Origin of the sequence: Alkalihalophilus pseudofirmus OF4, assembly GCF_000005825.2 — a bacterium.
Classification (GTDB): Bacteria; Bacillota; Bacilli; order Bacillales; family Bacillaceae_D; genus Alkalihalophilus; species Alkalihalophilus pseudofirmus.
Genome location: NC_013791.2, coordinates 3,093,197 through 3,118,990 on the forward strand (window position 1 = coordinate 3,093,197; position 25,794 = coordinate 3,118,990).

The 25,794-nt window shown below is 40.4% G+C and carries 23 protein-coding genes, 1 riboswitch and 1 other annotated feature; of the genes, 9 read left to right on the forward strand and 14 right to left on the reverse strand.

The features are described 5' to 3' along the window. Positions 1-163: 163 nt before the first annotated feature. The 5 genes from BPOF4_RS15535 to BPOF4_RS15555 all read right to left on the reverse strand — a co-directional run bounded on the left by BPOF4_RS15535 (position 164) and on the right by BPOF4_RS15555 (position 5,898). Positions 164-880: a pseudouridine synthase gene (locus tag BPOF4_RS15535; RefSeq protein ID WP_041822498.1), complete on the reverse strand. Its 717-nt coding sequence runs from the start codon at positions 878-880 to the stop codon at positions 164-166. Positions 881-917: 37 nt separating this feature from the next. Continuing rightward, positions 918-1,583, reverse strand: a complete 666-nt coding sequence (locus tag BPOF4_RS15540) for an NAD(P)-binding domain-containing protein (RefSeq protein WP_012960150.1) — start codon at positions 1,581-1,583, stop codon at positions 918-920. Between the two features lie 55 nt (positions 1,584-1,638). Next, positions 1,639-2,823, reverse strand: a complete 1,185-nt coding sequence (rodA, locus tag BPOF4_RS15545) for a rod shape-determining protein RodA (protein ID WP_012960151.1) — start codon at positions 2,821-2,823, stop codon at positions 1,639-1,641. A gap of 37 nt (positions 2,824-2,860) precedes the next feature. Continuing rightward, a complete protein-coding gene (gene ftsW, locus BPOF4_RS15550; protein ID WP_012960152.1) occupies positions 2,861-4,003 on the reverse strand; it encodes a putative lipid II flippase FtsW in 1,143 nt (380 codons plus the stop codon). A gap of 260 nt (positions 4,004-4,263) precedes the next feature. Beyond that, a complete protein-coding gene (locus tag BPOF4_RS15555) occupies positions 4,264-5,898 on the reverse strand; it encodes a putative polysaccharide biosynthesis protein (protein WP_012960153.1) in 1,635 nt (544 codons plus the stop codon). A 267-nt stretch (positions 5,899-6,165) separates the two neighbouring features. On the opposite strand from BPOF4_RS15555, the gene BPOF4_RS15560 reads away from it, so the two are divergent. Further along, entirely contained in the window at positions 6,166-7,434 is a 1,269-nt protein-coding gene (locus tag BPOF4_RS15560; protein ID WP_012960154.1) for a BaiN/RdsA family NAD(P)/FAD-dependent oxidoreductase, read from the forward strand. Between the two features lie 501 nt (positions 7,435-7,935). Here the strand turns inward: BPOF4_RS15560 and leuS are convergent. Both leuS and BPOF4_RS15570 read right to left on the reverse strand, forming a co-directional pair. After that, the gene (leuS, locus tag BPOF4_RS15565; protein WP_012960155.1) at positions 7,936-10,359 is read right to left on the reverse strand and encodes a leucine--tRNA ligase; all 2,424 of its coding nucleotides are present in this window, start codon (positions 10,357-10,359) and stop codon (positions 7,936-7,938) included. A gap of 174 nt (positions 10,360-10,533) precedes the next feature. Beyond that, positions 10,534-10,756, reverse strand: a binding site (T-box leader). 68 nt (positions 10,757-10,824) lie between these two features. Next, positions 10,825-12,033, reverse strand: coding sequence for an MDR family MFS transporter (locus BPOF4_RS15570; protein ID WP_012960156.1), 1,209 nt, complete (start codon positions 12,031-12,033; stop codon positions 10,825-10,827). A 221-nt stretch (positions 12,034-12,254) separates the two neighbouring features. Between BPOF4_RS15570 and mnmL the strand changes: the two genes are divergently transcribed. The 3 genes from mnmL to BPOF4_RS15585 all read left to right on the forward strand — a co-directional run bounded on the left by mnmL (position 12,255) and on the right by BPOF4_RS15585 (position 14,503). Next, a complete protein-coding gene (mnmL, locus tag BPOF4_RS15575; RefSeq protein ID WP_012960157.1) occupies positions 12,255-13,235 on the forward strand; it encodes a tRNA modification radical SAM protein MnmL/YtqA in 981 nt (326 codons plus the stop codon). Then, entirely contained in the window at positions 13,236-13,808 is a 573-nt protein-coding gene (gene mnmM, locus BPOF4_RS15580) for a tRNA 5-(aminomethyl)-2-thiouridylate-methyltransferase MnmM (protein ID WP_012960158.1), read from the forward strand. It begins immediately after the preceding gene. Positions 13,809-13,936: 128 nt separating this feature from the next. Beyond that, positions 13,937-14,503, forward strand: coding sequence for a beta-class carbonic anhydrase (locus BPOF4_RS15585; protein WP_012960159.1), 567 nt, complete (start codon positions 13,937-13,939; stop codon positions 14,501-14,503). A 50-nt stretch (positions 14,504-14,553) separates the two neighbouring features. Here BPOF4_RS15585 and BPOF4_RS15590 read toward each other — a convergent pair whose 3' ends face one another. From BPOF4_RS15590 to BPOF4_RS15600, 3 genes are all read right to left on the reverse strand, one after another. Next, a complete protein-coding gene (locus BPOF4_RS15590; RefSeq protein WP_012960160.1) occupies positions 14,554-15,402 on the reverse strand; it encodes an SDR family oxidoreductase in 849 nt (282 codons plus the stop codon). A gap of 64 nt (positions 15,403-15,466) precedes the next feature. After that, entirely contained in the window at positions 15,467-16,519 is a 1,053-nt protein-coding gene (locus tag BPOF4_RS15595; protein ID WP_012960161.1) for a tetraprenyl-beta-curcumene synthase family protein, read from the reverse strand. 185 nt (positions 16,520-16,704) lie between these two features. Continuing rightward, positions 16,705-17,487 (reverse strand): alpha/beta hydrolase, encoded by a 783-nt coding sequence (locus BPOF4_RS15600; RefSeq protein WP_012960162.1) that lies wholly within the window; start codon positions 17,485-17,487, stop codon positions 16,705-16,707. Positions 17,488-17,604: 117 nt separating this feature from the next. On the opposite strand from BPOF4_RS15600, the gene BPOF4_RS15605 reads away from it, so the two are divergent. From BPOF4_RS15605 to BPOF4_RS15620, 4 genes are all read left to right on the forward strand, one after another. Beyond that, on the forward strand, positions 17,605-18,132 hold the full coding sequence (locus BPOF4_RS15605) for a gamma carbonic anhydrase (RefSeq protein ID WP_012960163.1): 528 nt from the start codon (positions 17,605-17,607) through the stop codon (positions 18,130-18,132). Positions 18,133-18,322: 190 nt separating this feature from the next. After that, complete coding sequence (locus tag BPOF4_RS15610) at positions 18,323-18,853, forward strand: phosphatase PAP2 family protein (protein WP_012960164.1); 531 nt, start codon at positions 18,323-18,325, stop codon at positions 18,851-18,853. A 20-nt stretch (positions 18,854-18,873) separates the two neighbouring features. After that, on the forward strand, positions 18,874-20,025 hold the full coding sequence (locus tag BPOF4_RS15615) for a glycosyltransferase family 4 protein (protein ID WP_012960165.1): 1,152 nt from the start codon (positions 18,874-18,876) through the stop codon (positions 20,023-20,025). Positions 20,026-20,112: 87 nt separating this feature from the next. Next, entirely contained in the window at positions 20,113-20,406 is a 294-nt protein-coding gene (locus tag BPOF4_RS15620) for a hypothetical protein (protein ID WP_012960166.1), read from the forward strand. A gap of 120 nt (positions 20,407-20,526) precedes the next feature. Here BPOF4_RS15620 and BPOF4_RS21695 read toward each other — a convergent pair whose 3' ends face one another. After that, positions 20,527-20,679 carry a DUF1540 domain-containing protein gene (locus BPOF4_RS21695; protein WP_012960167.1) on the reverse strand — a complete coding sequence of 51 codons (153 nt, stop codon included), beginning with the start codon at positions 20,677-20,679 and terminating at the stop codon, positions 20,527-20,529. Positions 20,680-20,847: 168 nt separating this feature from the next. Beyond that, positions 20,848-22,053 carry a methionine adenosyltransferase gene (gene metK, locus BPOF4_RS15625; protein ID WP_012960168.1) on the reverse strand — a complete coding sequence of 402 codons (1,206 nt, stop codon included), beginning with the start codon at positions 22,051-22,053 and terminating at the stop codon, positions 20,848-20,850. A gap of 160 nt (positions 22,054-22,213) precedes the next feature. After that, a riboswitch (SAM riboswitch) is annotated at positions 22,214-22,326 on the reverse strand. 463 nt (positions 22,327-22,789) lie between these two features. On the opposite strand from metK, the gene pckA reads away from it, so the two are divergent. Further along, a complete protein-coding gene (gene pckA / locus BPOF4_RS15630; RefSeq protein ID WP_012960170.1) occupies positions 22,790-24,376 on the forward strand; it encodes a phosphoenolpyruvate carboxykinase (ATP) in 1,587 nt (528 codons plus the stop codon). An 80-nt stretch (positions 24,377-24,456) separates the two neighbouring features. On the opposite strand, the gene BPOF4_RS15635 is transcribed toward pckA, so the two are convergent. Both BPOF4_RS15635 and BPOF4_RS15640 read right to left on the reverse strand, forming a co-directional pair. Beyond that, positions 24,457-24,762, reverse strand: a complete 306-nt coding sequence (locus BPOF4_RS15635; protein ID WP_012960171.1) for a thiamine-binding protein — start codon at positions 24,760-24,762, stop codon at positions 24,457-24,459. Positions 24,763-24,870: 108 nt separating this feature from the next. After that, positions 24,871-25,665 carry an alpha/beta hydrolase family protein gene (locus BPOF4_RS15640; RefSeq protein ID WP_041822992.1) on the reverse strand — a complete coding sequence of 265 codons (795 nt, stop codon included), beginning with the start codon at positions 25,663-25,665 and terminating at the stop codon, positions 24,871-24,873. Positions 25,666-25,794 lie beyond the last annotated feature (129 nt).

Consider the following 25,794-nt stretch of genomic DNA (forward strand, 5'->3'; position numbering starts at 1 on the left):
AACTTGAAATTGCTGTATGCTGGACACTACCTTACGAATTGATAACGACTTCTATGAGAACATGTATAATACTTAAAGCCACAAAAAGACGAAAGGAGCAGATCCTTTCGTCTTTTTGTGGCTTTGATTTTGTTCTTTGATTTCTTCTCTTTATTTTAGTTCTTCAAATTAGTTCTTCAAACAAGGCCAGCTTATCTTCTTCAGTCAACTCCCGGACCATGCCCTTTTCTAAACTTGGATCAAGTTTCAAGCCACCTATTGATATGCGCTTTAAAAACGTCACTTTCTTGTCTACTGCTTCAAACATTCTTTTTACTTGATGAAACTTTCCTTCAGTAATCGTTAATTCGACCTCCGATTGCTCACCTGCGGTAATGATGGTTAAATCCGCAGGTTTTGTTACGTATCCATCATCAAGGGTTACTCCCTTTTTAAATAAACCAATGTCCTCTTCTGTTACGGTTCCTTTTACTTTAGCATAATACGTTTTTTTGACATGTTTCTTGGGTGACATCAAAGAGTGAGAAAATTTCCCGTCATTTGTAAGAAGCAGCATTCCTTCCGTATCTTTATCGAGCCTGCCAACCGGGAATGGATCATATAAGAGATACGATTCATCTAACAGGTCTATAACGGTTTTATGATGGTTGTCTTCCGTAGCAGAAATGACGCCTTGCGGTTTATTTAACATTAGGTAAACATACGGCTTATATTCTACCAGTTCGCCATGGACTGTCACATCGGATTGATCAGGGTCTACTTTATATGAGCCATCTTTTATCACCTTTTCATTAATTCGTACACTGCCGCTTTTAAGAACTTTTTTCACTTCTTTTCGTGAACCATATCCCATGTTCGAAAGCAATTTATCTAGCCTCATCCTCTTCACCTTTCTATCGATTACTTTATGATGGATTTTAACTATTCGATTTCAATTCATCAATAATAGACTTTGCAAATCCACCCAGGTCATTGTTTAGGTACCCTCGAACCACACCAGGTGCAATTTGCTTTTGTATCTGTTTTATTACCTGATTTGAAAGCTTCATCTCTTTGGCTTTAGTTTCAATTTGTATGAGCATTTTTAAGGTTTCTTTTGTAGCTAGTTTATTCGCAGCCAGTACATCCTCTTCACTCACCAGCTCCACCCTGAGAGCTGGAAAGAGTGTTTGAACTTTCTCTTTAAAGTGTCCGCATTCAGGCGGAATCGCTAATAAACCATCCTTATCCTTCAGCAATTGTGCCGCATGCCCAACTAGTTTACAAGGAAGCAATGTTCTTCCCTTTACTAACGGCATCACATCTTTTTCTAATAAGGCAGTAGCAAAATGAAAAATAATGACATCTTCATCTAAGTGATGGATATGCTCTGTAAAGAATTCCTCATAGGCATTCTTAGGAAGACAAACGAGCATCATTTCTGCCTTCTTAAGTTCTTCTTTTTTAACTGGGACTGCAAATGGGTACTGACTTGTGAGCTCCCTTACTGTCTTCTGATTTCTTCCGTACACTCCAACTTGGTCATGTTTTATTTGAGAGAGCAACGCTTTACTTAGACGTCCTGAGCCTATGATAATAACCATTTTGACCCCTCCTGTTTAAATAATAAAAGAACTGCAATCGGGTGATTAACAGCTCTTATGAAGCAATCTCTTCGGTTTGGAACATGTAGTGACGGGTTCGCATTCCAACATTTAAAACAATTCCAACGGCCAGCATATTCGTTATAAGCGAACTACCACCGTAACTGATAAACGGAAGAGCAAGACCTGTAATCGGCATTAATCCGATTGTCATCGCGATGTTTTGGAACACTTGGAACACAAGTAATCCAATCACACCAGCTACTAAATACGTTCCATATAAATTATTACATGTCAGCGCAATGATAATCATGCGATAAAAAATCAAGAAATACGTAACAAGTAAAACAGTAGCTCCTATAAAACCAAACTCCTCACCGATAACGGTAAAGATAAAGTCGGTATGAATTTCTGGTATTGTATCACTTTGTGTTTGCACACCTTGTAGATAGCCGCTTCCATAAAGCTGACCTGAACCAATACCACGGATAGCCTGCGTTAACTGATAGCCGTAGCCAGACGCATATCCTTCTGGGTCAAGCCAGCCATAAATTCTCTCGAGCTGATGCTGTGCAATAATCTTAGTAAATATTTCGAAATGATTATTGTGGAGCCAGACTAAGGAAATAATCCCCGTGACAGCAGATAAGCCTAAAAAGCCAAGAATCCTCCATGCAATACCTGACATTAACAGCATTGTAGCAATAATACTTGCAATAACAAGTGCTGTACCTAGGTCTGGCTGCTGAAGTATGAGAAAGAATGGAGGCAGCCCTACCGCTAGAACTTTAGCCACCACAATCATATCTGATTTGAAGTCTTTTTCCCTTCGCTCTGTCGTAATCTTGTACAGCAGATGGGCTAAAGCTAAAATAACAAAAATCTTAACAAATTCAGATGGCTGCGGCTGTGCAAAGCCCAGGTTTAACCATCGAGTTGACCCGTTTCTAAATACCCCAAGCGGAGTAAATGAAACAAGCATCAGTGCAATCATTCCGATCGCATAAAGCGGAATCGAAAAGTTTTTAAATAAATCGTAATCCATTACCATCACAAGCGCCATAATGAGAGTTCCAGCAACAAAGAATATGACCTGCCTTCTTAAGAATAAGGTAGGGTCACTGCTGAAATACTGCCCAGATCCGCTATAGATAGCCAGCAGACTAAAACACATCAACACAAACAAGAGAAAAAGCAATGTATAATCAATTTGTTGCAAATTTGTTTTACGTTCTTCCATTGTCTCCTCCAAACGAAACAACTACACCTATACGCACTTAGGCAGTCAACGGTTCATCTTCATGCTGGTTCAGCCGCTTTTGCCGGATGTTATTTCTAGATATATTTGCAAGTATCGCTATTGATACTAATGTAACAAGCAACGAAGATCCCCCGTTACTAACGAGTGGAAGCGGAATTCCTGTAATAGGCAAGAGTCCTGATACTGCTCCCACATTAAAAATAACTTGAATAGCAATTTGGAACACAATTCCAAATGCCATCAAACTTCCAAATGGACTTTTACAGCGAGTTCCAATAATAACACCACGGAACAAAATTAACCCATGACATGCTAATACGAAAATAACGCCTAAAAAACCTAATTCTTCTGAGACAATCGCTAAAATAAAATCAGTATGTGCCTCAGGTAAGTATAGAAGCTTTTGTACACTTTGTCCAAGTCCCGTACCTGTTAATCCCCCATGAGCAATGGCTATGTAGGAATTAACGAGTTGAAGTCCATCGCCGAATTGATCGGAAAATGGATCTGTAAAAGAAGTAAGACGCCTTATTCGGTAAGGCTCTGTAATAGCGAGGGTCGCAAACAGTCCGCCTCCCACAAGCCCCAATCCTAATAAATGTCTAAACCTAGCCCCTGAAAAGAAAACAATTAATAAAGAAACCATTAAAATCGATGTAGCAGTACCTAGGTCTGGCTGAAGCATAATCAGTCCAAAAATAACCGCAACCACAACGAGCGGCGGAAGAACCCCTTTGATAAACTGATCAATATACACTTGTTTTTTGGAATAGACATGTGCAAGGTAAATGACAATTCCGATTTTCACAAATTCTGAGGGCTGCAAATTAAGCGGACCAATACGAATCCAGCGCTGGGCCCCACCTACTTCATGACCTAATGGGGTTTTAACAAGGATTAAGGATACTACCATAAGCCCGACAATAACGATGGCAAGCTTTCTGTATAGCCGGTATGGAAAGTGCATGAAGAATAAAAAAGCTGGTATGGCAAGCAAGAACCACACAGCTTGTCTTGTAATAAAATGATAAGGATTATTAAACTTATCAATCGCCAATACATAACTTGAGCTAAATACCATTAACAGACCGAACCCAGCTAATAGGAACGTTGTAATGATAAGAACCCAATCATTATCTTTAATAAATGAATATTTCATCCGGTCCCCCAACTTGTTCAGTCTTTATTTTTTTCCATGACTGTTCTAGCTTGATTCATTATATCAAACGACTGAAATTAGAAAAAGGGGCTTTCGTTGCCAACACTTGTCGAAATAACGGCGTTTAGACAAGATTCATCATATCCTTCAATATTTTACATGATTACGCAAAAAAAGAAAGACCAGTAAAAGACCATTAATTTAAGATAAAAATTGAAAAAGCTGACTGCCACGGCAATCAGCTTCTCACACCTATTCCTCTAACTATTTTCTTTGGCGGCCTTTTTTCGTTTTAGAAAGCGAAAACGGTGGCCTAATACTTTTTCTGCAAGACCAGATCGGTATACAAAATACCCATAAACAAGTGCACCGATCCCAACACCTATGAACATAAGAATAAAGCTGTTCAATCTTGTATCAAGAGGCATAAACGATTGAAGTCCATTAATCCCTAATACGACGGCTCCTGCCATGACACCTGAAAACATTAATACAAGAAGGAATCGTTTGAAAATGGAGGAGTAATCAAATTGCGCATAGCGGCCAATAGCCCACACATTAATCATAATCCCTACTAGATAGCCGGCATAAGTCGATACAATTGCTCCAGCAGGCCCCATTAGAAGGAGCATCAAATAATTTAAAGCTAATTTAACTAATAGAGCTGCTACAAGAGATAAGACTGCTTGCTTTTGACGATTCATCCCTTGCAGAATCGCAGCTGTTACAGCAAATAGCGAGAATAGCAGCGTCATAGGTCCATAATATTGTAAAACCATTCCGCCAATCGCTAAATCTTCAAGTCCATAAAGAGAAGCAAAAACTGGGTAAGCAAGTGCCGCCATCCCTACTGCAGCTGGCACAGAGATAAATAAAATAATCTGATACGTCTGAGTGATTTGACGCTGCAAGGCAGCGTGATCACCGGAAGTAAAAGACTTTGTAATCGTCGGCACTAATGTAATAGACAATGCCGTTGCTAAAGCCATCGGTATAAGCACAATCTTATGAACAGATTGGTTTAGCGCACCAAAGAACGCCTCTGAAACTGCTTCATAGGAAGTACCAGAAAGAGCGTTATTTACGGTGAATAAATCAACATACTGAAACAAAGGAATGGCTAAGCCAACAAATGATAAAGGCAGTGCATAAGCAATCAGCTCCTTATACATTTGAGGAAGAGTTAAGTCATGCCTTATCGTACTTTCTTCTACTTGCTTTAAAATATGTTTTCTTCGTTTAAACCAATAATATAAAAGAACCGCAAGACCGCCAAGCCCCCCGACAAAGGCGCCGAATGTAGCAAATCCGACGGCTAAACCGATACCGCCATCGCCAACCCCTACAATTATAAAGGCCATTGCAAGGATAAAAGAAATACGAACAATCTGTTCAACTACTTGTGACACACTCGTCGGCCCCATGGATTGAAACCCTTGGAAATACCCTCGAATAACAGCCATCACCGGGACAATGATCAGCGCAACACTGACCATACGGATGGTAAAAATAACATCTGCTTGAGTGTTACCGCCAGGCTTTTCCACAGGAAGAATACTAGGTGCCAAGACAGGCGCCAAAAGAAACAGCGTCAGAAACGCTAGAAACCCTGTAATAGACATAAATAATAAGCCAGATTTGAATAATCGATGACCGGTTTCATAATCTCCTAGTGAATGATATTTAGAAACAAACTTTGATACGGCTAAAGGAACACCGAGTGTAGCTAAACTTAATATGACTACATATTGTGCATATCCGTATCCATATAAAGCAAGACCTACTTGTCCTACTAATGCAGAAAACGGAACAATATAGACAAAACCAAGGATCTTCGAGATAAGCGTCGCAGCCGTTAAAACCATTGTGCCACGCATTAATTTTTGATCAGCCATCTTTTCCTCCTACTTTTACTAGAACACTTCGTAACAAACGACCTCTATTTTTCACTTCTAGAAATGATATTTAACACTAGTAAGCATTGTAGCATAGAGACACACTAAATATTTAGTAATTATATAAAAAAGTCTAATCGAGAAATAACTGCATTTGAGATAAAGCTTACACTCATTAAAATGTGCGATATATCAGGACAAACTTCCTTTTGCCTATAAAAGATGCTACTCTAAAACAATCAAATGAAGATAAATAAGGTGATATAAATGAATAAACACGTAATTGTCATTGGCGGCGGTCCAGCCGGGCTAATGGCTTCTATTGCTGCAGCGGAACACGGCGCAAATGTAACACTTCTTGATAAAGGAAATAAACTTGGTCGAAAGCTGGCTATTTCAGGAGGCGGCCGCTGCAATGTGACAAACAGAATGGACTTGCAGGAATTAATTGCTCACATCCCTGGAAATGGTAGGTTTATGCACAGTCCGTTTTCTGTCTTTAATAATGAAGACATTATTACCTTCTTTGAAGGGCTTGGTATCGAGTTAAAAGAAGAAGACCGGGGCAGAATGTTTCCGGTTAATGATAAAGCAACGACCGTTGTCTCTACTCTTCTAAATCGTGTCCATGCATTGAATGTCAATATCCGAACAAATACAGGAGTAAAATCCCTTCAATTTAACGAGGAGAAAGTCCACTCCGTTCAATTACAAAATGGTGAAACTCTCGAGGCTGATGCTGTTATCGTCGCTACAGGCGGGAAATCAGTACCTCATACCGGCAGTACAGGTGATGCATATCCGTGGGCAGAGGAAGCTGGACATACGATTACAGAACTCTATCCTACAGAAGTTCCGATCACATCAAATGAGCGCTTTATTAAGCAAAAGCAGCTCCAAGGCTTGTCCCTTAGAGACATTCATCTCTCTGTTATCAACCCGAAAGGAAAAGTGATCAAAACTCATGACGGTGATATGATCTTTACTCACTTTGGAATTTCCGGTCCGGCTGCTCTTCGCTGCAGCCAGTATGTGGTTAAAGCATTAAAGAAATTTTCCGTTAAGACCATTGAAATGCAAATTGACCTTTTTCCTGCCACTAATAAAGAAATGCTCTTTCAAAATTTAGTGAAACGCGTCAAAGAGGAACCAAAAAAATCCTTAAAGAACTTATTAAAAGGCTTTGTACCTGAACGCTTTCTTTTATTTATGTTCGAGCAGCTGGACCTAGATAGTACTCAGGCAGCTAACACTTTTTCACATGACCGCTTACGTGAGATCGCCGGCTTCTGTAAGGCCTTTTCTTTTAAAGCAAATGGTACGCTCTCTATAGAAAAAGCGTTTGTTACAGGCGGAGGCGTTTCTGTTAAAGAAGTAGAACCGAAAACGATGCAGTCTAAGAAGAAGCAAGGTCTCTTCTTCTGCGGAGAAGTATTAGATATTCATGGATATACAGGAGGATATAATATTACCTGCGCCTTCTCTACTGGCTACACGGCTGGAAAAGCAGCAGGAGAGCTAGTCAGCTCATTATAGGGGAATTTAAGTTATTCACAATTCCACAGATCACTCCCCTTAATAAACCAATATTTGTCCGTTTGGATTTCAACAGACTGTGCATAACTCATTTTTTATCCACAAGTTATACACAGTCTGTTAGTATTTTCTGAAAATTTGTTGATAACGCTTTCTTTATTAACAAATTTATGTGGATATAATATGTGATTGAATATTCATTCATTTAATGATAAAAGAAAAGAGGAGCTGCCCTTGTGGACAGCTCCTTTTTCTCTCATTTGTGAACCGGCGTAATTATATGCTGAGATCATACATAACCATCTGGCATCGACGCATATCTCAGTTGAACCGACGCAATTACCTTAGAAAAGTGCAATAACATTCGGCAATGACGCATATACGTGTGGAACGAGCGTAATTAGTGTTCTTACCGACGCATAAACTGCTTGAAAACGTACAATTACGGTTTAGCAGCCAGCTGAGCGACTTCAGCCAGAACAGTCGCTTTCACTTTTCCTTTTAGCTCACTACGATATTAACCAGCTTACCTGGGACGGCGATAATTTTTCTTACCGTTTTGCCGCCGATTGCTTCTTGAACTTTGTCGTCATTCTTTGCGATTTCTTCCATTTGATCGCGTGATGCATCTGCTGGAATTACAAGCTTTGCACGTACTTTACCGTTAATTTGAACAACTACTTCTACTTCATTTTCAACAAGAAGTGATTCTTCGTATGTTGGCCACTCAGCATATGTGATGGTTTCGTTGTGTCCGAACTTCTGCCAAAGCTCTTCTGCAATGTGAGGAGCGAGTGGCGCTAGAAGCTTAACAAAGCCTTCCATTAACTCACGTGGAAGCTTCTCTTGTTTGTAGGCATCATTGATGAACACCATCATTTGAGAAATTCCAACGTTAAAGCGAAGCGCTGCAAAGTCTTCCGTCACTTTTTTGACCGTTTGGTGATACGTACGGATAAATTCATCTGTCCCTTTTGTATCTGTGATTGCAGGGTTCAGCTCGTTTGTCTTTTCATCGATAAATAGACGCCATACACGATCTAAGAATCTGCGTGCTCCGTCTAAGCCGTTTGTAGACCAAGCGATCGATGCATCAAGAGGTCCCATGAACATCTCGTATAAACGCAGGGTATCTGCACCATGGCTTAGAACGATATCATCAGGATTAACTACGTTTCCTTTTGATTTACTCATCTTCTCATTGTTTTCACCAAGAATCATTCCTTGGTTATAAAGCTTTTGGAACGGCTCTTTCGTTGGCACAACTCCAAGGTCATAAAGGAACTTGTGCCAGAAGCGTGCATACAACAAGTGAAGAACCGCATGCTCTGCTCCGCCAATATAAATATCTACAGGCAGCCATTGCTTTAATTTTTCAGGATCTGCTAAGGCTTCGCTGTTGTTTGGATCGATGTAGCGAAGATAATACCAGCAGCTTCCTGCCCAGTTAGGCATTGTGTTTGTTTCGCGTCTGCCCTTCATGCCCGTTTTAGGATCTGTCACTTCAAGCCATTCTTTGTGGTTAGCAAGCGGTGATTCTCCTGTATCAGACGGCTTGATCTCATCCATTTTTGGCAAAGTTAATGGCAGTTCTTCATAAGCGACCGGTGTCATTGAACCGTCTTCCCAGTGAATCATAGGAATTGGCTCACCCCAGTAACGCTGACGGCTGAATAACCAGTCACGTAGACGGTACGTTACTTTTTTCGTTCCGTAATGATTCGCTTCAAGCCATTCAATCATATTTGTAATAGCAGATTCTTTATCAAGACCGTTAAGGAAGTCAGAATTTACATGCTCCCCGTCACCTGTATAAGCCTCTTTTAGAACGTCTCCGCCAGCTACTACTTCAATAATTTCAAGGTCAAACGTCTTAGCGAACTCATAATCACGCTCATCATGAGCCGGAACAGCCATAATTGCTCCAGTACCGTAGCTTACAAGTACGTAATCAGCAATCCAGATCGGAATACGTTTACCGTTGGCAGGGTTTACAGCAAATGCACCTGTAAATACGCCCGTCTTTTCTTTAGAAAGCTCTGTACGCTCTAAATCACTCTTTAATGCCACTTGTTTTTTATACTTCTCGACAGCTTCTTGTTGTTCTGCTGTTGTAATTACATCTACCAGCTTATGTTCAGGAGCAAGCACCATATAAGTTGCGCCAAATAATGTATCCGGCCGAGTCGTGAATACATCAACTTTCTCCGCGTCGTGTCCGTCTACTTTAAATGTAACCTCAGCCCCTTCTGAACGGCCGATCCAGTTGCGCTGCATATCTTTGATGCTTTCTGACCAATCAAGCTCATCAAGGTCTTCTAACAAGCGGTCAGCATAAGCTGTAATTTTCAACATCCATTGTTTCATGGGACGACGTTCTACAGGGTGCCCCCCGCGCTCACTTTTCCCGTCAATAACTTCTTCATTTGCAAGTACTGTTCCAAGTGCAGGGCACCAGTTTACAGCTACTTCATCAATGTAAGCCAACCCTTTTTCATAAAGCTTTAAGAAAATCCATTGTGTCCACTTATAATAATCAGGGTCAATCGTATTCACTTCTCGGTCCCAATCATAAGAGAAACCAAGTGACTTAATTTGACGGCGGAACGTATCAATATTTTTCAGCGTGAATTCAGCTGGATCGTTTCCTGTGTCTAGTGCATATTGCTCTGCTGGAAGTCCAAATGCATCCCAGCCCATTGGATGAAGCACATTATACCCTTGCATTCTTTTCATACGTGATAGAATATCTGTTGCCGTATAGCCTTCTGGGTGACCAACATGCAGGCCAGCTCCTGATGGGAATGGAAACATATCTAAAGCATAAAACTTTGGCTTATCTGCCTCTTCTGTAGTTTTGAACGTTTTATTTTCTTCCCAATGCTTTTGCCACTTTTTTTCAATGTCTAAATGTGAAAACGACATATCTTTTCCTCCTTCGAGTTTATACGTATTGTTGTCATCCTGCCTGCTTGAGCTATCTATTCATGATTGCCACGCAACCTCATTTTCAATCGAACGATTAGGGTTAAATTGAAATCACAAGATTTTAAATCGCTAATGATTTTAAGAAACAAAAAACTCCCGCCCCTAACAATAGTCAGGGACGAGAGTTGTGTTATTCCCGCGGTACCACCCAAATTAACAAGTAACATTACTTGTTCGCTCAGCACGCTTAACGGACGTGACCCGTTGAGAATTACTACATTTTTCACTCTCAAAACTAAAAGGCGAGTTCATCATATCCTTCTGGCAGACTTTCAGCAGCCGTCTGCTCTCTTATTTCCCAGATATCATTACTACTCCTTCTAAACGTCTTAATATGAACTTAATTAGTATTGTATGAAGTGAATCGTTCGATGTCAAGCTTTAACAACACTATATTCCGATTTAACTCGGCAGGTTCATCTCTTCTTTTTCTAAGGACATGTTTCTCTTAATAATAGGGGTGTCATATTTCATAAGAAACACGATTGCTATTCCAAACATAACTAAGAGCACATAAATGAGAATTGTCATTGAATAGAAATCCACTAACATTCCTCCGAGTAATGGTCCGATCATTTTCCCTCCAGTAGACACACTGTTGACAATCCCTTGATAGAACCCCTCTTTTCCCTTCGGAGCTAAATCATTTGCTATCGTCGGTACAGCCGGCCATACAAACATTTCACCAAACGTCAAGATAATCATCGCAGCTAAAAATCCGCTGAAGATTGTTGCTTCAGACAGCACGATATAAGAAGCCATAAAAATAATGACACCTACTATCATTTGACCTTTTAAGGACATCTTACCCCTTTTAATCAGCCATGAGACCACAGGCTGTGCAAAAACGATCATTAGACCGTTCACTGTCCAAAATAAACTATATTGCTGCAAGGAAATACCCAGAGATTGCGTATGAACAGACACATTAGCCTGCCACTGCGTGTAGGCAACCCAGCAGATAAAAAAGGCAACGGATAGCAAAAGTAATGAATGAAGCCGGTAATTGCTTCGGAGAGAAGTCTTTTGTTCAAATACATTCACAGCATTGGCGTCAGCTGTTTTCGCCTTCATCCCTCTAAATGCAAAAACTACAAATACGAGCAGAAAAGCATACATCAAAGCATTCGCGCTAAACACATAGGTTAATTGAATAGAAGCAACGATCCCTACCAATGCTGTTCCAAGCGCTACTCCTACATTTTGCGCGACGTACATGGCATTAAACGGCTTTCTTCCCCCTTCAGGCCATAGACTTCCACCTAAGGCATACATCGCTGGAAACATCATTCCAGAACCAAATCCAAGCCCCATTAATAAAAACATATAAAAGTAATAGCTATGAAAAAAGGCCAATATCGTAGCACTTATGGTTGTAATAATAATAGATAAAATCATTGTCCGGTAGGCACCTATTTTATCGAATAATCTTCCGCCGATAAGGTTGCCGATCACCCCGGCAAAAGCATTAAGCATTAATATAAATCCAGCTGCTGTTAATGAGCGTCCTAATTCTTGGTGGATGATAATCGCATTTAGCGGCCATAAAAAAGAAGCCCCCGTCACATTAATCACCATCGCCACTACTAACAGCCAAAGAGCCTTAGGCATAAAAGCGCCCTCCTTCTTCTAACGTGTAACGCGAGCATTATTTCGAGCACCAAAATAATACTAGTAGAATCATCTGAAGAACGCAATCATTTTTTCGTATTTACATACTGTCTGAATCTTTGCCATTTCTTTTTTTCACCAAGACTCTCATGCTACAATAATCTTGCTACAAGTATGAAAGAAAATCGAATGGACCTAATATTTTAGAGAGGCTGACTTATATGTGTAATCAATCGATAGTAAACGCCGCTGACTCTGAGCGTTTCAAACAGTTTGGCGATAAACGCTATTATTCATGGAATAACCACCTACGTCAGCATTTTGGCGAGAAAGTTTTTAAAGTTTCACTTGATGCTGGCTTTGATTGCCCGAACAGAGACGGATCTGCAGCTTACGGAGGCTGTACATTTTGCAGCGAAAGAGGGTCTGGTGATTTTGCTGGTGACCGCTCAGATGACCTTGTCACTCAATTTAATACCATTAAAGAACGAATGCACCATAAATGGAAAAGCGGCAAATACATCGGCTACTTCCAAGCGTACACAAATACATACGCCCCGGTTCGCACCTTGCGTAAATATTATGAAGTGATACTCGAGCAAGAAGGCGTCGTTGGTTTATCTATCGCCACAAGGCCTGACTGTCTTCCTGATGATGTCGTTGAGTATTTGGCTGAGTTAAATGAACGAACCTATCTATGGGTAGAGCTAGGCTTACAAACAATTCATGAAGAGACAGCACAGCTTATCAACCGTGCTCATGACTATCAATGCTATGTAGAAGGTGTAAAAAAGTTAAGAAAGCACGGGATCCGCGTGTGTGCTCACATCATTAACGGGCTCCCAAAAGAAGATCATAAGATGATGATGGAAACAGCACGTGAAGTTTCTAAGCTCGATGTTCAAGGGATTAAGATCCACTCTCTTCACCTTTTGAAAAAAACCCCTATGGTCAAACAATATGAAAAAGGACTGGTTGAATTCATGAGCATGGAAGAGTATGTAAACCTTGTTGTTGACCAACTTGAAGTGATTCCGCCGCACTTTGTCATTCATCGATTAACAGGAGATGGCCCTGCAGATTTAATGATCGGCCCGATGTGGAGCACTCAAAAGTGGTCGGTATTCAATGCCATTGAAGCGGAACTTAAGCGCCGTGACAGCTGGCAAGGTAAGTTTTATCAAGCGGAGGTTAAAGAATAGATGAAATTATTAGGCGTTCTTCCTTTTGCGCGTTTTTTACTTGAACGAAGTATCTCACCAGGTGATATTGCCGTCGATTGTACTGCAGGAAACGGGCACGATACTTTATTCTTAGCAAACTTAGTTGGCAATACTGGCCATGTGTACAGTGTTGATATCCAAGAAACTGCGATCACAAACACAAAATTAAAAGTAGGAGAGGCTGAAGTGGCCAATCGAGTAACCCTTCACCAAAGCGGACATGAACATATTTCTACTCTCATTCCAAAAGAAGAATATGGTCGGGTCAAAGGGGCGATTTTTAATTTGGGTTACCTTCCTGGAGGGGATAAGTCGATTGTGACTCAATCTCAGACCACAATTAAAGCAATTGACTCTCTACTTGAACTCATGCCCAAGGGAGGCATGATTGTGCTTGTCATTTACCATGGACATGCCGAAGGGGCTGCAGAACGTGATCATTTGAGAGAGTATGTAACAAGACTTGACCAAAAAAAAGCTCATGTTCTAAACTATTCGTTTATTAATCAAGCGAATAATCCCCCGTTCATTGTTGCGATAGAAAAAAGATAAGTGAGTTCAGTATCAAAAAGATTAGTTGACAAGTTTCGTGATTTCTTTACACTTATATAAAAGAAATGATTGATAAATCAAACTTTTTATTGGAAATAAGTTCAATATTACGAAGGGGTGTACTCATCATGACAATTCTTGATTCGATCTTAGACTATAACAAATCATTTGTTGAAACAAAGCAGTATGAACCATTCCAAACAACGAAGTTTCCAGACAAGAAACTTGTAATCCTTACGTGTATGGATACTCGTCTTGTCGAACTCCTTCACCGGGCTATGGATCTAAAAAATGGGGATGCCAAAATTATCCGTAATGCAGGTGCTGTTATTTCTCACCCATTCGGAAGTATTATGAGAAGTATTTTAGTGGCGGTCTATGAGCTGCAGGCTGATGAAGTCGTTGTAGTTGGACACCACGGCTGCGGTATGGCAGGACTCGAGTCTGAATCCATTCTTGAGAAAGCAAAAGAGAGAGGACTCGACGTAGATGTAGTGGATACGCTTGAATACTCAGGCATTGATGTGAAAGGGTTCTTAACAGGCTTCTCAAAAGTTGAAGATAATGTTGCTCATAGTGTTGATGTGATTAATAATCATCCGTTATTCGTTCGCCAAATTCCGGTTCACGGGCTTGTAATTTGCCCTGACACAGGGAAACTAGATGTCGTTGTAAATGGATACGATCATCTATAATTACAAAATCCGCTGCCATCTATGTGCAGCGGATTCTTTATTTTACGTCATCACTTTTTCTTTATCAACCTTTTATTAATCAACCATTCTACGAGAGACCAAGGTAAAATGCTTTTGAAAAGCACTAACAGTCGGACCCCTTTACCAGCATGATAGCGGAACTTAGGCTTTTTTGCTTCCGAGATTTTGACAATCAGTTGAATGACTTCAGCAGGATCTTGGGCGCCTGCTGCTGTTTGTTTTGCTTGCTGATAAATAGAATCAAAAAATGGATCATTCATCCCATTCTTTTTTGAACGAACACTTTCCAGTCCTTTGTTCCAAATATTTGTTTGAAAAGAACCTGCTTCAATCAGACAGACATAAATATTTTGCGGAAGGAGCTCTAAACGCAGAGATTCGCTAAATCCGCCAATAGCAAATTTGGACGTAACATATGGTGCCAGCCCCGGAAATCCGACTCTGCCGCTAATGCTTCCTAGATTAATGATCTTTGCTCCTTTTCCATTCTTTAATAACGGCAAAAACGTCTTCGTCATTGTGATGACGCCAAACAAGTTCGTATCTAGCTGCTTCCGCCATTCCTCTATTTCAAGCTTCTCAATCATTCCGCCTGCGCTGTACCCTGCATTATTCACCAGCACATTTAATTGACCATATTGCGATTCCACATATAAAAATGCCTCTTTAATATGATCTTCTCTCGTGACATCAAGCTGAATTACATCTATTAAATGACTGGTCCCTTCACGCTTGGCTCTATCTAGCAGTTCATTGCTCTTTTTCACATCTCGCACCGCTGCGATGACTTGGCATCCCCTTTTGGCAAGCGATAATGATGACAATAATCCAAATCCGCTGTTCGCTCCTGTAATAAGGACGACTCTTTTATGTCCCATCCAATGTACGCCTCCTAAAAAAAGAACTGCAGCCATCTAACTCGCTGCAGCCTATCTCTATCGTTTAACTTCTTCTAAAAACCCAGCTGTTCAAATAAAAAATAAAGGTAGGAAGTCCGCCGGTCTTGATCATTTTTTTCGACTTTTTCTTCATCTCTTTATTTCCCTGCACTTTTTCATCAGATAAATAGATAGCAATAATCCCTTGATAAATCAAACGGTGGAATTTAGGGTCTGGGAGGGTTGAAAGACTTTCTTCTGCCTTTTTGACAAAATAGCGAAAGCGCTCAATCATTTCCTCTTCACTGTCATAGTAAAATAGGAAGTTAAGCTCATCATCAGCAATGTCTTCTTCTTGATCAATAAAATAATCAAGTAAAATATGAAATCCTTGAACCCACGGGAAGTACCCGGCTTTAATTGTTTCAGCAGTCTCACTCGTCATATTAGGTTTTGTTGAATACGTAGCTAGTGCGTATACACCTAACGTAGAGGCTGTACAAGCTGAAAATTCATACCATGTCATCTCAGGCATCTTATGACGATGACGCTCATACCAAGCTTTAAGCATAGGAATCCTGTCTTCTTTTTTCACATGTTTATACACTTGCAGATCACAATAGTATCCGCTTAACTCAAGCATAGCAGGCTGCATCTTTTTAAAAGACGGGAAGGTTGATAGGATTTGCTGACAAGTCTCTATCAGCGCGTGTAAGTAACCGCCATCTTCTTGCTCGTTACGGAACTCATAGTTATTCTCAAGCGGTGCCCCTGGTGTCAGGGCTGTAAGCAACGCATTATGTAGGGCGCGAAAGTCTTTAGGGTCTAGCGAGTCGCTTTGGTCACATAAGTTGTCTAAGTAATCGCACATAATCTGATAAGCAATGATAAATTGGATTAATTCATCAAAACGATCTCTAGCAACTAATCCAAACACTCCTCCCCCTTCGCAATGAAATTTCTTTTTACTTAAGGCATCTAAGGCTTGTGAGCGCAATTCATCATCAGGAATCGTTTGTGCCTTTTCTATCCATTGATTAAAATAACGATTTACAGTAGGGACAACATCACGATAAATATTCATTAAAATCGGAATCGGTTTTGTAGGGACTTTCATATGAAGTGTTCTCCTCCATTCACTTTCCATAATTAGTACCTTAGCACAAAAAAAAGCAAGCAACAATAAATCTACCGTTAATGTCAAAGCATCCTCATAAATTCCGCCGGCCGCTGCTTATTGCTTATAATTATTGCTTACACAAAAAAAGAAAGCCTTGTTAAAGCTTTCTTGTAAGAGTCATTCTATGGAAGGAGGATGTTTACAAATCCGATGGCATACCTGAATACATCTTCTCTTTCCGGCTCATTAAAAATTTCATGATACAGCCCTTCCCATTCTTTATAACTCTTTTCAGTTAAAAGTAAATGATCAAACCAGTCCCTTACAGCGATTTGGTCGACAATATAATCTTCACCAGACTGCATCACTAATATAGGCAGATTCGGCATTTTTTCAGGATAGCGGTTGGCAAGGTGCATCGCTTTCGTCAGCTCTTGATACCACCTAGCGGTCACCCTCGTTACACGCAGTTCATCTTTCAAATAAGCTTCACGTACTTCTTCATTGCGCGTACAATGCTCAGTACGCAATCCAGATTTAGCACTGAAGGTTGGTGCGACTCTGTGCAAAAGCTTTGTAGCCAATGCCTTTGTTTTTGGAGGGGGGCTGCTTAATCCTAAGCAAGGTGAAGATAAGATTACTCCAGTAATATGAGTATGATTACGCTCCATTAACGAACGAACACAAACAAGACCTCCCATACTATGGCCAAACAAAATAATCGGTAAATCTTTCTTTTTTGCCTCAAGCATCCATTCATCAACCGCATCTAAATATTGATTAAATGATTGCACATGGCCTCTTGTACCTCTTGTCTTCCCTTGACCTGGCAAGTCTCCCATCACCACATCAAAGCCGTGGTCATTCCACTTCTTAGCAAGCCACATATATCTCCCGTGATGCTCACCGGCTCCGTGTACCATTACGATTACACCACGCGGCTCAGAAATCTCTGATTTCCACATAATTGATTCCCCCTAACTTCATTTCTTCTCTTTTTTTATATTCGTTTCCACCTCTATGATATTTACGTTAAAATTAGTATAGCTGTTTTTTTATCAAATCAAAAGGATGTGTATAAAATGATTTATCCATACGAGGGGAAATGGCCTAAAATTGATGAGAGCGCTTTTATTGCTGATTATGTCACAATCACCGGCGATGTTACTATTGGAGCAATGAGCAGTATATGGTATCAAACTGTGATCCGCGGTGATGTGTCTCCAACCATTATTGGCGAACGTGTGAATATTCAAGATCAATCCATGCTTCATCAAAGCCCTAAATACCCGCTTATTATTGAAGATGATGTCACTGTAGGCCACCAGGTCCTTCTACATAGCTGCACCATTAGAAAAAATGCCCTCATCGGAATGGGGTCGATTATTCTTGATGGAGCTGAAATCGGCGAGGGTGCATTTATCGGTGCCGGAAGTCTTGTCCCTCAAGGAAAGAAAATCCCACCTAATACCCTCGCATTCGGTCGTCCTGCTAAAGTAGTCCGTGATTTAACGGATGAGGATCTAGCAGACATGGCAAGAATTAGGCGGGAATACGTAGAAAAAGGTCAGCACTACAAACAAGTGCAATCAGAAGTAAATAAAAAATAAATAATCAAAACCTTTTATCTTGCATCTACTCAAGATAGAAGGTTTTTTGTCATGTTCTCATAAAATATGCCGCCTCCTGTCTAAAGTCGTTAAGACGCCTTCACACTTCTAAACAATACATTTACCTTCCCTTGATAGTAACTCAATAATTCCCCCTTACACTATAAGAAAATAGAGAGGGGGAATGAAGATGATCATAAATAAATCTTGGTTGTATGAAACGGACTGCCAGCTGTTTTATTTAATTAATAAGCATCACCGCCTCATGCTGCCGATGCAGTATATCACTCACTTGGGCAGCGCTCCATTAACTATTATTTCTTTACTAAGTTTATTACTCCTCACATCGGGTGATATGTTTACAGCCAGTATAGCTGCCATGGCTGCATTAATCACAAGCCACCTTATTGTCAGGGGTATAAAACACCGTACCCCTAGATACAGACCTTATGTATCTCTCAAAGAATCCCATGTATTAAAAAAGCCTTTAAAAGATCATTCGTTTCCATCTGGACATACAACAGCAGCCATAGCAGCCTGCACGCCTTTTATGATGATGTTCCCAGCCTATTCTATTCTCTTTTTAATTACGTCATTTCTTGTTGGCATTTCACGCATTAGTCTTGGGCTGCATTACCCTTCTGATGTTATGGCCGGATGGGGACTTGGGTTTGTAAGTGGTGTACTTTTTTATGCAGCAGTTGTTGCTTTGATGAGTTGAGATCGATAGGAGGATGAAAGATGAGAATCGCTATATTTTCTGATACGTACAGTCCACAGGTAAACGGAGTAGCTAGAACGTTAACGAGACTTGTCAGCCACCTAGAGAAACGAAACGTTGAATATCAATTGTTTATCCCTGATCAGCTAGAACATACAGACCCATTTAAAAGCAACATTCATTCTTTCACAAGCTTTCCCTTTTTCCTCTATCCAGAGTGTAGAGTTGCTTGGCCTAATATGCTGAGATTAAAAAAAGAGCTGCTAGCATTTAATCCAACCGTCCTCCATGTAACCACACCTTTTAACCTGGGATTGGCAGGTGTTCACCTCAGCAAGAAATATCACATTCCTTTAGTTGGCTCTTATCACACTCATTTTGATCATTACTTGCAATACTATAAACTCACTTTCCTGTCCGACTTGATGTGGTCTTACTTAAGATGGTTTTATGCAGACTGTAAGAAGGTCCTCGTTCCTTCAATTGAAACAAAGCTCCATCTTGCCTCTAAAAAATTTAACCATCTAGATATATGGAGCCGAGGTGTAGATTGCCAGCAGTTCTCACCCTCAAAGAAAGAAGGATATTTGTATGACCTCTACAATATAGAACAAAAATTTGTTCTCCTTTATGTTGGCCGTATGGCACCCGAGAAAGATCTTGCAGCCATGAAAAGGATTATGCGCCAGCTTCCTAAAGAGATATGTGAACAAGTTCATTGGATTTATGTTGGAGATGGGCCGATGCTGTCTGAAATGAAGTCTGAGTTCCAATGTGATCAGGTGACGTTTACAGGCTATTTAAACGGCGAGGCTCTCTCAGCACTATACGCTTTAGCCGACTTATTCATTTTCCCTTCCCAAACGGAGACGTTCGGTAATGTCGTATTAGAAGCTTTGGCTTCAGGAACACCAGCTATTGTTGCTGATAAAGGAGGCGTTAGGGAAATTGTGGAACATGAAAAAACAGGAATGATTTGTAAGTCTGGTAATGCCGAATCTTTTGTTCAAGCCATTACTAAGCTCCTTTACTCTCCTAGTCAGCGGCTTGAGATGGGATTTGCAGCAAGAACGTATGCCTTATCCCAATCATGGGATTCTATTTTCGACGGATTATTATCAGACTATAAAAAACTTAGCATTGGTTCCTTGGATAAAAGATCCCTTGCCTAACCTCTCTCCCCTTCAATCCTCACCACTTTCTAGGCGTGAGCATAGTGTAATAAAGAGTTAACTGATCTTTTGCTAAGGAGTGGGAGAATGTATTATTACGATCCAATGTTTGAACAGATGGAGAGGCAAGGACCCCCTGGGCCTCCTCCGCAGATGACGCCTCAGCTTCCAAGCGGTCCTCAAGCTTTCGCGGTGGATCCTGGAGCCATTAATCGCTGTTTATTTCGATTTACATTTATCCGCCTAACAAATGGTGAAACGTTTTGGTTCTTTCCTACATTTGTAGGCCGAAACTCAGTTGCCGGTTATCGATGGTGGTTTTTCCGCTGGGTAAACTTCGGGATTGATTTAAGAAGAATTTCATCTTTTCAATGTGTATAAGAAAAAACGTACCTGTGCCAAAACAGGTACGTTTTTTTATCCACATGAATAACATTGATTCTTATTCTCAATACTAAGAGTATAAAAAGAAGGCACGGAGAATGCCCTCTTTTTATACTCTTAGCTTGGTTCAAACGTTTTGCAATCCGTTTCCTCTTGACGATCTGCTTGTTTCCCTTTATGACTGATCACATAAATCTTATCCGCTGCACATTGGTTACCATGTGACCAATGTACACAATTGTTCACTTCACATAAAACATCTTGTGCCATATTAGTCCACCTCCCTCTTACTGCCTAGCTTGGCCTTTTTTGAAGAGAAGCATACCTCGAAGTGTTTCTATAAATTGCTATACCCCGTTTATGGAATCTAAAACAAAAAACACAATCTCTCAAATGAGAAATTGTGCTTGTTTGTATTTCCTTTAATAAAACTGTAAATTAAAGTCCTGCTTGTTCTTTAAGAACAGCCGCTTTATCCGTTTGCTCCCATGGAAGCTCAATATCTGTACGTCCAAAGTGTCCGTATGCTGCTGTTTGCTTATAGATAGGACGACGAAGGTCTAGCATTTTAATGATGCCAGCAGGACGAAGGTCAAAGTTATCACGAACTAATGAAACGAGTGTTTCCTCAGAAACTTTACCCGTACCAAATGTATCAATTGAAATTGACACTGGCTGAGCAACACCGATTGCATATGCAAGCTGCACCTCACACTTATCAGCTAGTCCAGCTGCAACGATGTTTTTCGCTACATAACGAGCTGCATAAGCACCTGAGCGGTCAACTTTTGTTGCATCTTTACCAGAGAATGCACCGCCGCCGTGACGAGCATATCCACCGTAAGTGTCTACAATGATTTTACGTCCAGTCAAACCAGCATCCCCTTGAGGTCCGCCGATAACAAAGCGTCCTGTTGGGTTAATGAAGTATTTCGTATCCTCATCAAGCAATTCAGCTGGTACAACCGGGTTAATGACATACTCTTTTAAGTTGCGTTGAATTTGCTCAAGAGTTACTTCTGGATGATGTTGAGTTGAGATAACAATCGTATCAATACGAGCTGGTTTTCCGTCCTCATCATATTCCACAGTCACTTGTGTTTTCCCATCTGGACGTAAGTAAGGAAGAATTTCTTCTTTACGTACTTCAGTTAAGCGGCGAGCTAGTTTATGACTTAATGAAATAGGAAGCGGCATAAGTTCTTTTGTTTCGTTATTTGCATAACCAAACATTAAACCTTGGTCACCTGCACCAATTGCTTCAATTTCTGCATCAGTCATTTGTCCTTCGCGAGCTTCTAATGCTTGGTCAACCCCAGCTGCGATATCTGCTGATTGCTCATCAATTGATGTTAAAACAGCACAAGTCTCTGCATCGAAACCATATTTAGCACGTGTGTAACCAATTCCTTTGATCGTCTCACGAACGACTTTAGGGATATCTACATATGTGTTTGTAGTGATCTCACCCGCAACTAAAACTAAACCAGTTGTTACAGATGTTTCACAAGCTACACGAGCATTAGGATCTTTCGCTAAGATCTCATCAAGAATCGCATCAGAGATTTGATCACTAATTTTATCTGGATGACCTTCTGTTACTGATTCTGATGTAAATAAACGACGACTTTGCTTTTCTACCATGTTCAAATTCCTCCTATGCAGACAACTACAACGGTTGTGTGCGAATGATTTGAGACGGCACTCGTTTCTCATCCAATGGGTGATAAAACGGTTTAAGACGTGTATAAACGTAGAAAACCCCATTCCATCGAGGAAAAGGGTTGAAATGTTTACCTTTCGCCTCTTATCGTTCAAGGCAGCTGCCTTGCAGGTTAGCACCTTTTCACTCGTTTGGCATGAGTGTTGGTTGCTGGGTTTCTTCGGGCCTGTCCCTCCACCTACTCTGGATAAGAGTATCCGTTCGCGACATATCATAACGTACATAGAATCCTCTGTCAACACCGGCCGAAAATTCACTAATATTCATACTTTTAGTCGGAGTAGAACTCGTTTATAATGAGTTATACTATTCATTTATTAATGTCATTTTATTATCATCACCATCTAGATTAAACCCTTTTCTTCTATATAGTATTATGCTTCTTCCAGAATTCATTTCTTCATATTTTATGGACTTATTCATTTAAACTCTTCTTCATTTTCGTCTCAAATCGTAAGAACTAACACCTTTTCCCCTTTGGCCCTTTCCATACCAAAAGGGCGGCTTTTGGTTCATTGCATCATTTTTCAAAAAAACTTTCACATTAGTATAGACTAATAGATATAATGTGTTATACTAATTGACATAGAAACGATGACAAGTACCAAATACCAATAAAAAGTTAAATTACTTTAAATAGGAAAGGGTTTTGCGACAATGACTACTTTAAGCCTTACATCAGAACTTGACCAATTATTGAAAAGTGAGCAGACACACCATGATTTACCGATCTCGGCATTAGTTGAAAAATCACTGATGCGTAAAGAAGGTAAATTAACAGCTTCTGGTGCATTAAGCGTTGAGACTGGTACGTACACAGGACGTTCGCCAAAAGATAAGTTCATTGTCAACGAGCCAAGTGTAACCGACAAAATTGCATGGGGCCCTGTTAATCAGCCAATCGAGAAGGATGTATTTACGAAGCTTTACAAAAAAGTGCTGGCCCACCTTGGAACGAAAGAAGAATTATTTGTTTCAAAGGGATATGCTGGAGCTGATAAAAACTTCCGTCTTTCTTTAAAAGTTGTAAATGAATTTGCATGGCATCAAGCTTTTGCTAGACAATTATTTATCCGTCCAACTGCTGAGGAATTGAATCAAGAAACCATTGCAGACTTTACGATTGTTTCAGCACCAACGTTTAAAGCTGATCCTGCAGTAGATGGAACTCGCTCTGAAACATTCATTATTATTTCATTTGAAGAACGTATCGTTTTAATTGGAGGAACTGAATATGCAGGTGAAATGAAAAAATCTATTTTCTCTGTGATGAACTTCATGCTCCCTGAACAAAACGTTCTTTCAATGCACTGCTCTGCGAATGCAGGAAAAGAAGGCGATGTTGCTTTATTCTTTGGCTTATCAGGTACAGGTAAAACTACCTTATCTGCTGACCCGAATCGTTACTTAATTGGAGATGATGAGCACGGGTGGTCATCTAACGGTGTATTTAATATTGAGGGCGGCTGCTATGCAAAATGCATTAACCTTTCTGAAGAGAAAGAACCGCAAATTTGGAATGCGATTCGTTTTGGATCTGTTCTTGAAAACGTTGTCGTAGATGAAAAGACAGCATTACCTGATTTTGACAACACGGTTTTAACAGAAAATACACGTGCTGCTTACCCGCTTGAAGCGATTCCTAATGCACTTACACCAAGTGTTGCAGGTCATCCGAATACAATTATCTTTTTAACGGCTGATGCTTTTGGCGTATTGCCACCAATCAGCAAATTAACAAAAGAACAAGCAATGTACCATTTCTTATCTGGCTACACTAGTAAGTTAGCTGGAACAGAGCGCGGGGTTACATCACCAGAAGCAACGTTCTCAACATGCTTTGGTGCACCGTTCTTACCGCTTCCTGCAGCTCGTTATGCAGAAATGTTAGGCGAGAAGATCTCCCAGCATGATGTTCAAGTATTTCTAGTGAATACTGGATGGTCTGGCGGTCCATACGGTATCGGCAAACGCATGAACCTGCCGTACACTCGTGCAATGATTCAAGCTGCATTGCAAGGTGAGCTTCGTCAAACAGAAACAGCAGTTGACCCAATTTTTGGTCTGCACGTCCCACTTCACTGCCCAGGTGTGCCTGATGAAGTTCTACACCCGCGTGATACATGGACAGATAAAGCTGCGTATGATGAAAAGGCAAAACAACTTGCTGCTGACTTCCAAGAAAACTTCAAGAAATTTGAAAATGTCAGCGACGAGATCAAATCTGCAGGACCAACATTATAATCCCATTATTAATCATACTTTTCCCACTAAAAGCCAAGTCGCCTTACACGACTTGGCTTTTTAGTATCTTATTTCGTTTACTATTTACCCTGCATTCCTTCATTGACATGGGTCAGCTTATCCTTTATCGAAACACCATCTTTGTGGTAATGAAGCTTGATATTCGTTAACACATCGCTTGCCCCTTCATCAATACCAACTTGCTGTGCTGATTTAATCACATTAAATACATCATCAATACTTCCTTCTATTACCGTTTCCATCGGTCCTACATGATAGGTGAGTCCAGAGTTTTGAACAACCTCTACAATCTTTGGAATCACACCGTCCGTATCAACATCTTTCCCGTTCGGTAATACTTGAAATCCTGCTGTTACAGTTGCCATTAATCTCATCCTTTCATGTTAGCGTATATGTTTCTCTAACCGTTTTAACAAATTTCCAAACATATTCCACTAAAGCACAAAAAAACACCGACCTGAATAAGTCGGTGATTAACCAAGTCCGTGTTTTCGTTGCGCTTTTAGCCACTTCCCTGCCTCTGTCAGGATTCTCTGTTGTTCTTTTGCAGGAAAATGATGAGTGTAATCACGGTAATACCAAGCATCAACTTTTTTATTTACCTGATTTAGAGCCTGCTCTAGTCTATAAGCATGCTCAATCGATACGTGCTCATCTTTCATCCCGTGGATAATTAAAACAGAAGATTGAAGATCCTGCAGTTGATCCAGGGGTGTTCGGTCTACATATCTCTCTGGATATTTATTTGGTGTCCCTCCTATCACTCTCTTCATCATCCTTCTTAAATCGACTCGTTCCTCATACGTTAAAAACATATCCGTCACACCGTTCCAGCTGATAAGAGAAGCAACTTTCTTATTGTTCAGTGCAGTTAAAAGTGCCATGACTCCCCCTCTTGAGAATCCGATAAGGTGGATGCTATCGGGGTCAACAGTTGGATGACTGAATAGGATATCACAAGCTGTATGTGCATCTTCTCGATCTTCCCCTGCAAAATCTTCCTGTCCCTCTCCCCCTTTATTGCCACGATAAAATGGAGCAATGACGACAAATCCTTCGGCTGCCCATTGAATCACCCGCTGAATTCGAACCATCCCAACATTTTTTATGCCCCCTCTTAAATAAACAAGTCCCGGAAGCTTCTCACGAGTGAGTGTTTGCGGTTCAGCTAAATATCCCTTTACTTTCAACCCATCACTTATGTATGTAATTAAATACAATGAAATGTAGGAGTGAGGGGATGGAACTTTTTGTTTATCAATGATCATTTTCATCATGCCTTCACCTCTTTCATGTCGCCTCTAGCATACCAATCCCGCTTTTAAAACACCAATCATCTAGTATGTGATGGGCATACACACATTTATGTTTTCCTACATAAGATATTTCAAGATTCA